This window comes from Bradyrhizobium sp. LMTR 3, assembly GCF_001693485.1.
Lineage (GTDB): Bacteria > Pseudomonadota > Alphaproteobacteria > Rhizobiales > Xanthobacteraceae > Bradyrhizobium.
In genome coordinates, this window is sequence record NZ_MAXC01000051.1 from 270013 (window position 1) to 283048 (window position 13036).

12 protein-coding genes are annotated in these 13036 nt (G+C 63.2%); 6 read left to right on the forward strand and 6 right to left on the reverse strand.

Going from position 1 to position 13036, the window contains the following annotated elements; all coding sequences use genetic code 11:
- Positions 1-33: 33 nt before the first annotated feature.
- Positions 34-534: a MarR family winged helix-turn-helix transcriptional regulator gene (locus tag LMTR3_RS31595; protein ID WP_065748859.1), complete on the reverse strand. Its 501-nt coding sequence runs from the start codon at positions 532-534 to the stop codon at positions 34-36.
- Positions 535-748: 214 nt separating this feature from the next.
- Between LMTR3_RS31595 and LMTR3_RS31600 the strand changes: the two genes are divergently transcribed.
- Complete coding sequence (locus LMTR3_RS31600; protein WP_065748860.1) at positions 749-1924, forward strand: ABC transporter substrate-binding protein; 1176 nt, start codon at positions 749-751, stop codon at positions 1922-1924.
- A gap of 21 nt (positions 1925-1945) precedes the next feature.
- A complete protein-coding gene (locus tag LMTR3_RS31605) occupies positions 1946-2401 on the forward strand; it encodes a cupin domain-containing protein (protein WP_065748861.1) in 456 nt (151 codons plus the stop codon).
- 109 nt (positions 2402-2510) lie between these two features.
- On the opposite strand, the gene LMTR3_RS31610 is transcribed toward LMTR3_RS31605, so the two are convergent.
- From LMTR3_RS31610 to LMTR3_RS31635, 5 genes are all read right to left on the reverse strand, one after another.
- Positions 2511-3764 (reverse strand): flavin-dependent oxidoreductase, encoded by a 1254-nt coding sequence (locus LMTR3_RS31610; RefSeq protein WP_065748862.1) that lies wholly within the window; start codon positions 3762-3764, stop codon positions 2511-2513.
- A gap of 78 nt (positions 3765-3842) precedes the next feature.
- A complete protein-coding gene (locus LMTR3_RS31615; RefSeq protein WP_065748863.1) occupies positions 3843-6191 on the reverse strand; it encodes a bifunctional salicylyl-CoA 5-hydroxylase/oxidoreductase in 2349 nt (782 codons plus the stop codon).
- Positions 6192-6391: 200 nt separating this feature from the next.
- Complete coding sequence (locus LMTR3_RS31620; protein ID WP_065748864.1) at positions 6392-7228, reverse strand: enoyl-CoA hydratase family protein; 837 nt, start codon at positions 7226-7228, stop codon at positions 6392-6394.
- 33 nt (positions 7229-7261) lie between these two features.
- Positions 7262-8023 carry an SDR family NAD(P)-dependent oxidoreductase gene (locus LMTR3_RS31625; RefSeq protein WP_065748865.1) on the reverse strand — a complete coding sequence of 254 codons (762 nt, stop codon included), beginning with the start codon at positions 8021-8023 and terminating at the stop codon, positions 7262-7264.
- A 409-nt stretch (positions 8024-8432) separates the two neighbouring features.
- Complete coding sequence (locus tag LMTR3_RS31635; RefSeq protein WP_065748867.1) at positions 8433-9617, reverse strand: CaiB/BaiF CoA transferase family protein; 1185 nt, start codon at positions 9615-9617, stop codon at positions 8433-8435.
- 110 nt (positions 9618-9727) lie between these two features.
- Between LMTR3_RS31635 and LMTR3_RS31640 the strand changes: the two genes are divergently transcribed.
- From LMTR3_RS31640 to LMTR3_RS31655, 4 genes are all read left to right on the forward strand, one after another.
- Complete coding sequence (locus LMTR3_RS31640; RefSeq protein WP_065748868.1) at positions 9728-10657, forward strand: dihydrodipicolinate synthase family protein; 930 nt, start codon at positions 9728-9730, stop codon at positions 10655-10657.
- Between the two features lie 120 nt (positions 10658-10777).
- Complete coding sequence (locus LMTR3_RS31645; RefSeq protein WP_084029922.1) at positions 10778-11800, forward strand: YihY/virulence factor BrkB family protein; 1023 nt, start codon at positions 10778-10780, stop codon at positions 11798-11800.
- A 243-nt stretch (positions 11801-12043) separates the two neighbouring features.
- The gene (locus LMTR3_RS31650) at positions 12044-12739 is read left to right on the forward strand and encodes a DUF3750 domain-containing protein (protein WP_245320063.1); all 696 of its coding nucleotides are present in this window, start codon (positions 12044-12046) and stop codon (positions 12737-12739) included.
- A 90-nt stretch (positions 12740-12829) separates the two neighbouring features.
- Complete coding sequence (locus LMTR3_RS31655; RefSeq protein ID WP_065749004.1) at positions 12830-13021, forward strand: hypothetical protein; 192 nt, start codon at positions 12830-12832, stop codon at positions 13019-13021.
- Positions 13022-13036 lie beyond the last annotated feature (15 nt).

Below are 13036 nucleotides of genomic sequence, written 5' to 3' on the forward strand. Positions count from 1 at the left end.
CACCTCGGCGCTCAACGGATCACCCTTCCCGTGTCAGCCTCGGTCGCCCCGCGCCCTCGCGGATTTTTGCGCCGAAGTTTTGGTCTTGGCCAGGAGGCGCATCAGCTCGCGAACATCCTTCGGCGTCAGGTCTTCGAAAATATCGGCGATCCATAATTCGTGCTCTGCGGCCATCTTGCGGAATTCGGCACGACCGGCCTTGGTCAGGCGGATCACCTGCACGCGGCGATCGACATCCGAGGTGCGGCGGTCGAGATGCCCGGATTCGACCAGGCGCTCGACGAGGCCAGTGACGTTGCCATTCGAAACCATCATCCGCTTCGAGACATCTGACAGCGTCATGCCCTCCGGCACTTTGTCGAGCTGGGCCATCAGGTCGAACCGCGGCAGCGTGACGTCGAAGCGCTCGCGCAAGCGGCTGCGTACCTCACCCTCGATCAGGGTCGTGCAGGTCAGCAGACGAAGCCACAGCCTGAGTTCGTCGCCATGATGCTCCGGGAGCTCGACGGCCTTGGTCTCTGAATCGAGAGTCATGATGCTATCTTGTCTGCGTTGGACGGTCGGCGAGCCCGAATAGGCCGCCGCTTGGGATCATTGTCCAGATTTCTTTAAGTTTCAAGCAATTGGCGCATGGCTTGCATGGATGCGTTGTGCTTGCGGGTGCCGTCGCCGTCAGAATAAGCTGCACCCCGAGCGTTTGATGTAGCGTTAAGTTTTGGCTGCAGGGCCGCCGAACAGAGGAAAAATCATGAAGCAGTCGTTGAAGCTGACTGGGCTTGCCGTTTTGCTGGGGTTTGCTGCCGCTCCGGCTGCAGCGCAGGAGAAGATCAAGATCGGCGTGATCACGACCCTGTCCGGCCCGGCGGCCGTACTCGGCCAGCAATCCCGCGACGGCTTCCAGCTCGCGGTCAAGGAGCTCGGCGGCAAGATGGCCGGCAAGGACGTCGAGGTGATCGTCGTCGACGACGAACTCAAGCCCGATGGCGCCGTGACCAAGGCCAAGGGCCTGCTCGAGCGCGAGAAGGTCGATTTCGTGGTCGGGCCGATCTTCTCCAACATTCTGCAAGCCATTCACCGGCCGGTGACGGGGAACAAGACGTTCCTGATCAGCCCGAACGCGGGCCCGTCGAGCTATGCCGGCAAGGAGTGCAGTCCGTTCTTTTACGTGACCTCCTACCAGAACGACCAGGTTCACGAGATCCTCGGCAAGGTCGCCCAGGATCGCGGCTACAAGCGCATATACGTGCTTGTGCCGAACTATCAGGCCGGCAAGGATTCGGCCGCCGGATTCAAGCTCGACTACAAGGGCGAGATCGTCGAGGAGAGCTATACCCCGCTCGGCACGCTGGATTTCCAGGTCGAACTGACCAAGATCGCCTCCTCCAAGGTCGATGCGCTGTTTACCTTCATGCCGGGCGGCATGGGCGTTGGCCTCGTCAAGCAGTACCGGCAAGCCGGCCTCGCCGACAAGATCCCGGTGCTGTCGGCGTTCACGGTCGACGAATCGACCCTGCCCGCGCAGCAGGATGCCGCCGTCGGCATGTTCGGCGGCGCCAACTGGGCGCCGAACATGGACAATCCCCACAGCAAAAAATTCGTCGCTGCTTACGAGGCCGCCTATAACAGCGTGCCCGGCACCTACGCCATGCAGGGCTACGATACGGCCATGCTGATCGATAGCGCGGTGAAGGCGGTGAAGGGCGATCTGAAGAACAAGGACGCGGTCTCGGCAGCGCTCAGGAAGGCCGAGTTCACTTCGCTGCGCGGCGATTTCAAGTTCAACGTCAACGGCTATCCGATCCAGAATTTCTATCTGACCAAGGTCGCCAAGCGCCCGGACGGCAAATTCCAGACCGAGATCGTCGAGAAGGTGTTTTCCAACTACGGCGATCGCTATGCCAAGGATTGCACACCCGCGAAATGACAATCGAAAGGGAGCGATACCATGAAGACTGAAATCGCCGGCATTACCCGCGCCAACGAGGGAATCCAGGGAATTTCCTGGAGCATTCTCGGCCAGACCTATGTGCCGAAGAGCGTCACCGAGCATTCCTTCTCCTGGCATGCGACGTTGCCGCCCGACACTTTTGTGCCGCCGCACATCCATCCCGATCAGGACGAGTATCTCTACATCCTGGAAGGGCAGCTTGACTTCTTCCTCGACGGCGCCGATACGCAGGCCACACCCGGCGATCTGGTTCGCCTACCGATGGGCAAGCCGCACGGCATCTTCAACAAATCGGGACGGACCGCGAAGACGCTGTTCTGGGTCTCGCCGACGCAGCGGCTCTACGACCTGTTCTGGGCGATCCACAACATGAAGGAGCAGAAGCCGGACGCGGTGGTGGCGCTGGCGGCCGAGCACAACATCCACTTCCTGCCGCCGCCTCCGGGGGCGTGAGATTATTCGTTAGCTTCGTAGCCCGGATGAGCGAAGCGACATCCGGGATTCGGCCGGCGTCGGCAGTACCCCGGGTATCGCTGCGCTCACCCGGGCTACGGGACCTCGCCTACGCCCGCACCGCCGCGAGCCCGACCTGCGGCGGGGCGAAGCCGGCCTTGGACGCGTAGCCGCGCACGATCGCCTCGCGCTGGGCGTGGCTCAGCACCTTTTCGATATCGGTAAATCCGTCCGGCGCCAGTTGCTCGACGGCGTCGATCACGCCTTCGGGGCCGCCGCGGCGGTTCGCGCGCACGATCTCCGCCGTCATCGGCAGGCGTTTCTTCTCATAGGCGACCAGCGCCTGGCGCGGATGCTCGGCGCGCGCCAGCTCATCTGCCAGCGCGCGGGCATCGAGGATCGCCTGCGAGGCGCCATTCGATCCGACTGGATACATCGGGTGCGCGGCGTCGCCGAGCAGCGTGACGCGTCCCCAGGTCCAGTACGGCAGCGGATCGCGGTCGCAGCACGGATATTCGTAGAATTCCGGCGTCGCCGAGATCAGGCTGCGCACGTCGAGATACGGCACCTTGAAGCGCTCGACATGCGGCATCAGTTCCTCGCGCTTACCGGGCCGCGACCAGTCCTCGCGGCGCGGCGGCGGCGCGTTACCGTCACCGATCTTCACCATTACCGCCCAATTGGTCAGCCGGCTCGATGGACTCGAGCCCTCCGCAATCGGATACACCACGACCTTGGCATTCAGTCCACCGGCTACGATCATCGAGCGGCCGGTCAGGAATGCCGGCCAGTCCCGCGCGCCGCGCCATAGCATATGTCCGTTCCAGCACGGCGGTCCCTCGTCCGGAAACAGCATCTCGCGCACGCGCGAATGAATGCCGTCGGCGCCAACAAGGATATCGCCGCGCGCGGTTTTGACATGGGCGCCGGTGCGGTCGAAGAAGTGAGCGACCACGCCGCCCTCGTGCTGGGCAAACGCACCGAGACGGCAACCCGTGTGGATCGCCTCGGCCCCGAGCCGTTCCTCGACGGCACGATGGATCACGCTTTGCAGGCGGCCGCGGTGCACCGAGAATTGCGGCACGTCGTGTCCGGCATCGAGGCCGCGCGGCTCGCGCCAGACTTCCTGGCCGTGGCGGCTGAGATAGTACAGTTGATCGGTACGAACAGCGGCAGCATCGAGCCGGTCCAGCAGGCCGAGGGCGGTCAGTTCTCTGATCGCATGCGGCAGCGTGTTGATGCCGACGCCGAGCTCGCGGATGGTGTCGGACTGCTCGAACACTTCGCAATCGATGCCGCGGGCGCGCATCATCAGCGCGGTGGTAAGGCCTCCGATGCCGCCTCCGACGATGATCGCTTTCATGCGCGTAACTCCACTCTATATTCTTCGACCTCTGCCCGCTGGCGCGGGGCGAGGGAGCGATAGAGCCTGCCATTCGGCTTATTCGGCTGCAAGCGGCTTTGTCGCCTCGGCCTTCAGCTCGGCGCGGGTTTTCGGTTTAGCCTTAACCTTGAGCTCCTCGAAATCCTGCCGGTCGCGTACGCTGTTGCGGAAAATTTGTTCCTTGCCGGGGAGATATTGCGGCGGACAGGCAATGTCGGCGCCATACCAGGCCGCAGCCCGCATCGTGAAGGACGGATCAACCAGATGCGGCCGGGCGAGCGCGACGAGATCGGCACGACCGGCGGCCAGTATCGTGTTGACCTGGTCTGCGGTGGTGATGTTCCCGACGCACATGGTCGCAACGCGGGCCTCGTTCCGGACCTGATCGGAGAACGGCGTCTGGAACATCCGGCCATAGATCGGCTGCGCGTCGCGCACAGTCTGGCCCGTGGAGACATCGACAAGATCGACGCCGGCTTCGGCGAACGCGCGCGCGATCGCGACCGCGTCATCGCCGGTGATGCCGCCCGCCGCCCAGTCGGTCGCCGAGATGCGAACCGACATTGGCTTGTGCACCGGCCACGCCGCGCGCATCGCCTCGAACACCTCCAGCGGATAGCGCAGCCGGTTGGCGAGCGTGCCGCCATACTCGTCGGTCCGCTGGTTGGTCAGCGGCGAAATGAAACTCGCCAGCAGATAGCCATGGGCGCAGTGCAGTTCCAGCATGTCGAAGCCGCAGGCCACGCCGCGCAAGGTGGCCGCCACGAATTCTTCCCTAACGCCGTCCATCGCGGCGCGATCCATTTCGCGCGGCACCTGGCTGTCGGGGAAGTAGGGCAACGGAGACGCCGAGATCGTGTCCCAGCCGCCCTGCTCCAGCGGCCGATCCATGCCCTCCCACATCAATTTGGTTGCGCCCTTGCGGCCGGCGTGACCGAGCTGCAGGCAAATCTTTGCCGCCGAATTGGCGTGGACGAAATCGACGATGCGCGTCCAGGCGGCCTGCTGCTCGTCGGTCCACAGACCGGTGCAGCCCGGTGTGATGCGGGCGTCGCGGCCGACGCAGGTCATCTCGGTGAAGATCAATCCCGCGCCGCCGATCGCGCGCGAGCCGTAATGCACCAGATGGAAATCGCCGGGCACGCCGTCTTTCGCCGAATACATGCACATCGGCGACACCACCGCGCGGTTCGCGACTTCCATCTCGCGCAGCCTGAGCGGCTGGAACATCGGCGCCACCGGCTCGTCGATATCGACGTCAAAGCCTTTGGCGCGTACCTGCTTCGCAAACACCTTGTCGACCTCGCGGACGAACTCCGGCGCGCGCAGCGTGAGGTTATCGTAGGTGATCGCCTTGGCGCGGGTCATGACGCCGAACGCGAACTGCACGGGATCGAAATCCCAGAAGCGGTCGACGTGCTCGAACCAGACCAGCGACACGTCGGCGGCGTGCTGGGTCTTCTCGACCTCCTCGCGCCGCCCCTGCTCGTAGGTCTGCAACGCGGCGTCGACGGTCGGCGCCTGCGCCATGGCGTCGGCGAGCGCAATCGCGTCTTCCATCGCGAGCTTGGTGCCGGAGCCGATCGAGAAATGCGCGGTCGCCTTGGCGTCGCCGAGCAGCACCATGTTGTCCTTGATCCAGCGCTGGCTTCGGATCATCGGAAAATTGCGCCACATCGAGCGGTTGATCAGCAGCGGATGGCCGTCGAGGAACCAGCCGAAGATTTCGGCCATGCGATCGGCGGACTCACGTTCGCTGAGGCCTTCGAGGCCGGCGCGGTGGAAGGTTTCGGCGTCGGTCTCGAAGATCCACGTCGAGCGCCCCGCCTCGTATTGATAGGCATGCGCGATGAACGGCCCCCACTCTGTCTCCTGGAAGATGAAGGTGAAGGCGTCGAGCGGCCGGGTCGAGCCCATCCAGGCGAATTTGTTGGAACGCAAGTCGATCTGCGGCTGGAAATGCTCGATGTGCTTGTCGCGGAAGCGGCTGTTGATGCCGTCGGCGAGCACGATGAGATCGGTGTCGGCGAAACGGGCTTCGTCGTCGATATCGGTTTCGAACAGCAATGTGACCCCGAGTTCGCGGGCACGCTCCTGCAGGATCAACAGCAGCGTGCGGCGCGAGCAGCCGCAAAAGCCGTTGCCGCCGACGCGGTGGACGGTGCCGCGGAAATGCACGGCGATGTCGTCCCAATAGGCGAATTCCTGGGTGATGCGGCGATAGCTCGGCGGATCGTATCTTTCGAAATTATCCAGCGTGGCGTCGGAGAACACGACGCCGAAGCCGAACGTGTCGTCGGCGCGGTTGCGCTCATAGACGGTGATCTCGGCCTGCGGCCGCTGCTTCTTCAAGAGGATCGCGGCATAGAGACCGGCCGGTCCGCCGCCGATGATCGCGATCTTCATCTACCGCCTCCGAAACAGGCTGTCGGGCTAGTTCCGAATTACTTTAAGCCTAAAATAATTTTTCGGCAAGCCTCTTGCCACACCCTCCGTCCTCATCCTGAGGAGCGGCCTCTTGGCCGCGTCTCGAAGGATGGGCCACGGGCCTGCATGGTTCGAGACAGCGCTAACGCGCCTCCTCACCATGAGGGGATAAATGGGCCTCAATTCCCCTGAAACACTGGCGTCCGCTTGTTCGAGAACGCCTCGAACGCCCTCGCGAAATCTTCCGTGGTCATGCAGAGCGCCTGCGCCACCGCCTCGGCCTCGATCGCCTCCTCCACCGACATCGCCCATTCCATCGCCAGCATACGCTTGGTCATGGTGTTGGCGAAGGTGGGTCCTTCCGCAATCTGCTTGGCCAATAATTGCGCCTGCGGCAGCACTTGTTCCGGGGTGACGATCCTGGAGAAGAAGCCCCATTTCTCGCCCTCCTCCGCGGTCATGAAGCGGCCAGTGTAGAGCAATTCCGACGCCCGCGATTGCCCGATGATGCGCGGCAGGATCGCGCAGGCGCCCATGTCGCAGCCGGCGAGCCCGACCTTGTTGAACAGGAACGCAACCTTGGCGCCCGTCGCGGCAAGGCGCAGATCCGACGCCATGGCGACGATCGCGCCGGCCCCGGCGCAGATGCCTTCGACGGCGGCCACGATCGGTTGCGGACACGCGCGCATCGCTTTCACCAGGTCGCCGGTCATGCGGGTAAAGGCGGTGAGCCCCTTGGTGTCCATTTGAATCAAGGGACCGATGATCTCGAACACGTCGCCGCCGGACGAGAAATTGCCGCCGGCACCGGTCACGACGACGGTCTTGACCTCATCGTCCATCGCGCAGGCGCGGAAAAAGTCCGTGAGTTCGCGATAGCTTTCGAAGGTCAGCGGATTCTTTCGCTCAGGACGATTGAGCGTCACCGTGGCGACGCGATCCACGACCGCCAGCACAAAATGTTTCGGCGAATAGTCGGCCAGCGGCAGCGTGACGGGATTGGCAGGCTTGCTCATGGGATCTCCCTGAATTGCATTGTCGTTGACCGCTCAGACCTCGCCACCGGCAACCGCGATGGCCTGTCCGGTGATGGCGCCGGCGCCCTCGCCGCAGAGCCAGAGCACGGTATCAGCTACTTCCGACGGCGCCACGAGACGTCCCTGCGGATTGTGCTTTGACAACTCCGCGATCGCCTGCTCGCGGCTGCGGCCGGTCTTCTTGATGATGTTGTCGATCGAGCCTTCGAGCAGGTCGGTCTCGGTGAAGCCGGGACAGACAGCGTTGACCGTGACACCGCTCTTTGCGGTTTCCAGCGCCAGCGAACGGACGAGACCGATGACGGCATGCTTCGCCGCGCTGTAGGCGCTGACATAAGCGTAGCCCTTGAGGCCGGCGGTCGATGCGACGGCGACGATCCGGCCGCGGCGGCGCTCCAGCATCCCCGGCAGCACAGCCTGCGTGGCGTGGACCACGCCCATGAAATTGACGTCCATCATCCGCTGGAACAGCGCCGCATCGGAGCGGCCGAACGGTGCGGACTCTGCCGCGCCGGCATTGGCAATGAGGATGTCGATCGGCTGCCGCGCGGCGGCTTCCGCAACGGCCGACTTGACGGAAGCCTGGTCGGCGACGTCAGCGACGGCTGCAAACTGCGCTGCGCCGGACGCAACCGCTTCATCCAATGTCGCGCGATTGCGCCCGAGCACTGTTACCGTTGCACCGGCTTTCGACAGCGCCGCCGATATCGCAAGGCCAATGCCCCGCCCGCCGCCGGTGACGAGCGCATGGGAGGAACGCGACAATTGGGACATCGGTCAAGCCTCCAGGACCAGGGTTCAGCATATATTTTAAACTTCAAGCTTTTGCAAGGAAGGGGAATGGATTGCTTCGTCGTTCCGCTCCTCGCAATGATGGGGCAATACCGGAACGCCACAACGATTGTCATCCCCGCGAAGGCGGGGATCCAGTACGCCGCGGCCTATCCGTTCGACCACTGCTGTCTCTGGGATACTGGGTCACCCGCCTTCGCGGGTGACGACAACGGAATATGTGTTTGCGATCTCGCGACATGAACTGCCCGAGGTTTGCTTTCAACTTCCGGCCCTCTCATTCAGCCTGTGGGGTGGGCAAAGCGGAAGCGTGCCCGCCATCGAGAAGCGAGCTCGACTATAGATGGTGGGCACTTCGCTCACGCTCCTTTGCCCACCCTACCCGTTAGTTTCAAATAATCCTGTCTCTTCGCAGCGCTGTAATCGCGTCCGCGTCGTAGCCGATGTCGGCCAGCACGCGATCGGTGTGCTCGCCGAGCGTCGGCGGGCGCGTGACGATTTCACCGGGGGACTCCGACAGCCGCACCGCGGCGCGCGCCACTGGCGCGGGGTTCGGCAAGCCGGGATAATCGACATCCTGCATGAAGCCGGTGGCGCGGATATGCGGATGCTCCAGCGCCTGTTGCGGGCTCAAGACCGGTCCGGCCGGGATCATCGCCTGACCGAGCGTATCGACGGCTTGCTGTGTGGTGCGCTCGGCGCACCAGCGCGCCATCCGTTCGCTGATGATCGGTCCGTGGTCGCCGCGCTTGATGTCGTCGGCAAAGCGGGGATCGCTGAGCCAATGATCCTCGCCCATCAATCTGGCCCAGCGGATGAACAACGGATGGCCGGTGACCTGGCACAGCACCCAGCCGTCCCTGGTGCGGTAGATGTCGGCGGGCGCCGCGGCCTGGCCGAGATTGCCCGTGGGCACGCGATTGGCTGATATCACCGCCTGCTCGATCAGCGTCGCGTTGGTGAAGGACAGCGCGGTTGCGAGCAGCGCGCCCTCGACGATCTGTCCGCGCCCGGACTTAGCCCGCTCGATCAGCGCGGCGAGCGTGCCGAAGGCGCAATGCAGCGCGGTGCCGAAATCGACCCAGTTCACCGCGGCGCGATATGGCGGATCGCCCTTGCCCGTCATGTAGACCGCGCCCGACATCACCTGGCCAACGCCGTCGAAGCCGACGCGGTCCGACCATGGCCCAGGCCCACCGAAAGCGGTCGCGGTCGTCAGGATGATGTCCGGCTTGATCGCCTTCAGCGATTCATAGTCGAGCTTCATCGCGCGCAGCGTCTGCGGCGGCAGGTTGGCGACGACGACGTCTGATGTCGCAACCAGCCGGCGCATCACCTCCTGGCCTTGCGGCTTCATCGGATCGAGCGTGATGCATTTCTTGTTGCGGTTGACCTGCAGGAACAACGCGCCCTCGCCGCCTTCGCCGACCGGCGCGACGAAACGGTCCTCGCTGCCGTCGCGTTTTTCCACCCGGATGACTTCCGCACCGAACTCCGCCAGCAATGTCGCGCAATACGGTCCTGCGATATAACGCCCGAAATCGAGGACACGAATGCCCTCCAGAACTCCCCCCATCGGTCTTTTTCCCTGTCTGACTGCTCGATTGTGACGAGCCTTCTATCATGTTGATGAATGAGCTGGACGACCATACAATCACTGATCCCTTCCAAACGGAACCTCCCCAGATGACCCCGACTGCACAACGGCCCTATCGCGGCGTCTTCCCCGTCGCTCCGACCATCTTCGACGATCAGGGGGAGCTTGATCTCGCGGGGCAGCGGCGCTGTATCGATTTCATGATTGACGCCGGCTCGAACGGCCTGTGCATTCTGGCCAACTTCTCCGAGCAGTTCGTCCTCACCGATGCCGAGCGCGAAACGGTGATGGTTGCGGTGCTGGAGCATGTCGCAGGACGCGTGCCGGTAATCGTGACGACGACGCATTTCGGCTCGCGCATCTGCGCGGAGCGCAGCCGCCAGGCCCAGGACGCGGGCGCGGCGATGGTGATGATCATGCCGCCGTACCACGGCGCTACGTTCCGCGTGCCGGAAAGGGCCATTTTCGAATTCTATCGCACCGTCTCCGACGCCATCGACATTCCCATCATGATCCAGGATGCGCCCGTTGCCGGGACGCCGCTTTCGGTCGACCTGCTGGCGCGCATGGCACGGGAAATTCCGAATATCCGCTATTTCAAGATCGAGGTTCCTATGGCGGCCGCGAAGCTTCGCGATCTGATCGCGGCCGGCGGCGACAGCATCGAAGGTCCCTGGGACGGCGAGGAAGCGATCACGCTGATGGCCGATCTCGACGCCGGGGCGACCGGCGCCATGACGGGGGGCGGCTATCCTGACGGCATCCGGCAGATCATCGATCCGTATCTCGCAAGCCGACGCGAGGAAGCGATGGCAGCCTACGCGCGCTGGCTGCCGCTGATCAATTACGAGAACCGCCAGTGCGGCTTGCAGGCCGCCAAGATACTGATGAAGGAAGGCGGCGTGATCGGTTCGGACGCGGTTCGTCATCCCCTGCAAAGGGTTCACCCGGCGGCGCGCGCCGGTCTCATCGAAATCGCCCGCCAGCTCGATCCCGTGGTATTGCGCTGGGGGCGGTAGATCGCCACCGTCAACCGGCACCGCTCTCCGGCACTGTATAGCCACCTGCTCATCGCGACTTGATCCAGGAACGTCGCCGCTTCCTGCGCATTAAGGCGTAGAGACGCGGGACGGTTCGTCATGAGCCACTTGAGTCACCTGCACGAGAAGTCCGAACCAGCCCGGGGCGAGCCGGATACTTCAGCCCCTCCAGGCGATCAGGGCCGCGGCCGCCGCGCGGTGTCTCCGTGGCAAATTCCCTGGAGAGGATGGAAGGACATCCTGATCAGGACCTACCAGCAGGTCAGCGAAGACCGGCTTCTCGCCGTCGCCGCAGGTGTCGTCTTCTATGGCCTGCTCGCCCTTTTCCCGGCGATCACCGCCCTCGTCTCATCCTACGCGCTGTTCGCCGATCCAAGTACGATCAACGACCACATGACGATGCTTGCGGGCATCCTGCCGGAGGGCGCTCTCGGCATCGTCAGAGATCAGGTCGGCCGGGTGCTGGCCCAGGGCGAGGTCAGGCTGGGACTGGCGTTTCTGTTCTCCTTCCTCCTTGCCGTGTGGAGCGCCAATGGCGGCATCAAGGCGATCATCGATGCGCTCAATGTGGTCTACGACGAGGACGAGAAGCGCGGGTTCTTCAAGCTCAACGCGGTTTCCCTCGCACTCACCTTTGGCGGGTTGGTTGCGGTGCTTCTCGCGATCGGCTCCGTGGTCGCACTCCCGATCGTTCTGTCCACCTTCGGACTCGGCTCCGTGACCGATGCGCTGTTTCGATTCGGACGATGGCCCGTCCTGGTCCTGACGATGCTTTTTGGCCTTGCGGTGCTCTATCGGTTCGGACCAAGCCGCCGCTCCGCGCAATGGCGCTGGCTGAGCGTCGGCAGCGTGCTTGCAACGCTGACATGGCTTGCGGGATCCGCCTTGCTGTCGTTCTATCTTGCCCATTACGCAAATTACGACGCGACCTACGGCTCGCTCGGGGCGGCGATCGGCTTGATGATGTGGATGTGGATGTCGACGATCGTGGTGTTGTTTGGCGCCGAACTCAATGCGGAGATCGAACATCAGACCGCAGCCGATAGCACGGAGGGCGGAAACAGGCCGCTAGGTCAGCGCGGGGCCACGATGGCCGACACGATCGGAGAGGCTAAATCATAGGCGCAGCAGCGTAATGTTCCTGTTTTTCTCGAACAGGCTGGGATGTCTTGGCTCGCTGTTACTTTCGGCAGCCGTAACCATCGGCCTGCTCTTTGCGCTCGGCGTTCTCCGTTTTTGATCGCGGAATTGCGGAGGGCTGAACTGGAAATCAGAGTTGAAGCCACTACATCAAGTGCCCGCTCACATTGATTTCCCGCCGTGAAGAGATACCTCGTCATTTTCCTTCTGCTCATGCTCGTTCCCATGGCTGTTTCCGCCGTGCAATACCTGCTCGGCGACAGGCGCGCGAACTGGCAAACGGCGGACCGTTCAAGCGCCGGGCTTCTTGCCAACGCTTCCGAACACACCGATGCCGTGATCAGGGTGTTCGCGGCAAGGACTGTACGCTGGCGCGGGATATTCGCGGTTCACACCTGGATCGTCGTGAAGGAGCGCGGAGCCAGCCGTTACAGCCGCTACGATTACACGGCCTGGGGTGAGCCGATCCGGATCGACGGATTCCAGGCCGACGGGCGCTGGTTTGGCGAGATCCCCGAAACGGTCGTCAGCGTCGATGGTCCGAAAGCGGAAGCGCTGATTCCCAAAATCCGCTCGGTCATCGAGACTTACAAGTTTCGAGCCAATGGAGATTACAGCGCCTGGCCGGGCCCGAACTCCAACACGTTCATCCAGGCGATACTGGATGCCGTTCCGGAACTAGAAGCGGTGTTGCCGCCGACGGCGATCGGCAAGGATTATCCTTATCATGGCAGTTGGGTTGGCTTCACGCCGTCGCGGACCGGCGTGTTTGCTTCGCTCGGAGGTTATCTTGGACTGACGATCGGATGGATCGAAGGCATCGAATTCAATTTTTTCGGAGGCGTTCTCGGCTTCGACATTCGCCGCCCCGCACTGAAACTGCCGGGTGTCGGCCGGCTCGGGCTGCCGCTGGGCCCGTGATCGCGGTATCGACGACGGACGAAATCGGATTGATTCCAGTCCATGGGGAACCTTCGTTTCGGTCAAACGTCGAAAATCGGGAGGATCGACATGACCGACGAACCGACCTTTGCATCATTGCTCGGCGAGGCCGCGATTGCGGTTTGGGGCGACATGCCCCGGGACATTCAGGAGGCGCTGTTCGAAACCGCGATGCGCAACCGCTCCGAGTTGCGTCACGATCTGGCCGTGCTGCTGCATGAGCGCCATCCCAGAACGCAGCACCCGGCCAAACCCGATTGAGCGACCACCTGACGT

Excerpts from the sequence above, each read along its gene's own strand:
- LMTR3_RS31595 (WP_065748859.1), bottom strand. The coding sequence starts at position 534 with ATGACTCTCGATTCAGAGACCAAGGCCGTCGAGCTCCCGGAGCATCAT.
- LMTR3_RS31600 (WP_065748860.1), top strand. The coding sequence starts at position 749 with ATGAAGCAGTCGTTGAAGCTGACTGGGCTTGCCGTTTTGCTGGGGTTT.
- LMTR3_RS31605 (WP_065748861.1), top strand. The coding sequence starts at position 1,946 with ATGAAGACTGAAATCGCCGGCATTACCCGCGCCAACGAGGGAATCCAG.
- LMTR3_RS31610 (WP_065748862.1), bottom strand. The coding sequence starts at position 3,764 with ATGAAAGCGATCATCGTCGGAGGCGGCATCGGAGGCCTTACCACCGCG.
- LMTR3_RS31615 (WP_065748863.1), bottom strand. The coding sequence starts at position 6,191 with ATGAAGATCGCGATCATCGGCGGCGGACCGGCCGGTCTCTATGCCGCG.
- LMTR3_RS31620 (WP_065748864.1), bottom strand. The coding sequence starts at position 7,228 with ATGAGCAAGCCTGCCAATCCCGTCACGCTGCCGCTGGCCGACTATTCG.
- LMTR3_RS31625 (WP_065748865.1), bottom strand. The coding sequence starts at position 8,023 with ATGTCCCAATTGTCGCGTTCCTCCCATGCGCTCGTCACCGGCGGCGGG.
- LMTR3_RS31635 (WP_065748867.1), bottom strand. The coding sequence starts at position 9,617 with ATGGGGGGAGTTCTGGAGGGCATTCGTGTCCTCGATTTCGGGCGTTAT.
- LMTR3_RS31640 (WP_065748868.1), top strand. The coding sequence starts at position 9,728 with ATGACCCCGACTGCACAACGGCCCTATCGCGGCGTCTTCCCCGTCGCT.
- LMTR3_RS31645 (WP_084029922.1), top strand. The coding sequence starts at position 10,778 with ATGAGCCACTTGAGTCACCTGCACGAGAAGTCCGAACCAGCCCGGGGC.
- LMTR3_RS31650 (WP_245320063.1), top strand. The coding sequence starts at position 12,044 with ATGGCTGTTTCCGCCGTGCAATACCTGCTCGGCGACAGGCGCGCGAAC.
- LMTR3_RS31655 (WP_065749004.1), top strand. The coding sequence starts at position 12,830 with ATGACCGACGAACCGACCTTTGCATCATTGCTCGGCGAGGCCGCGATT.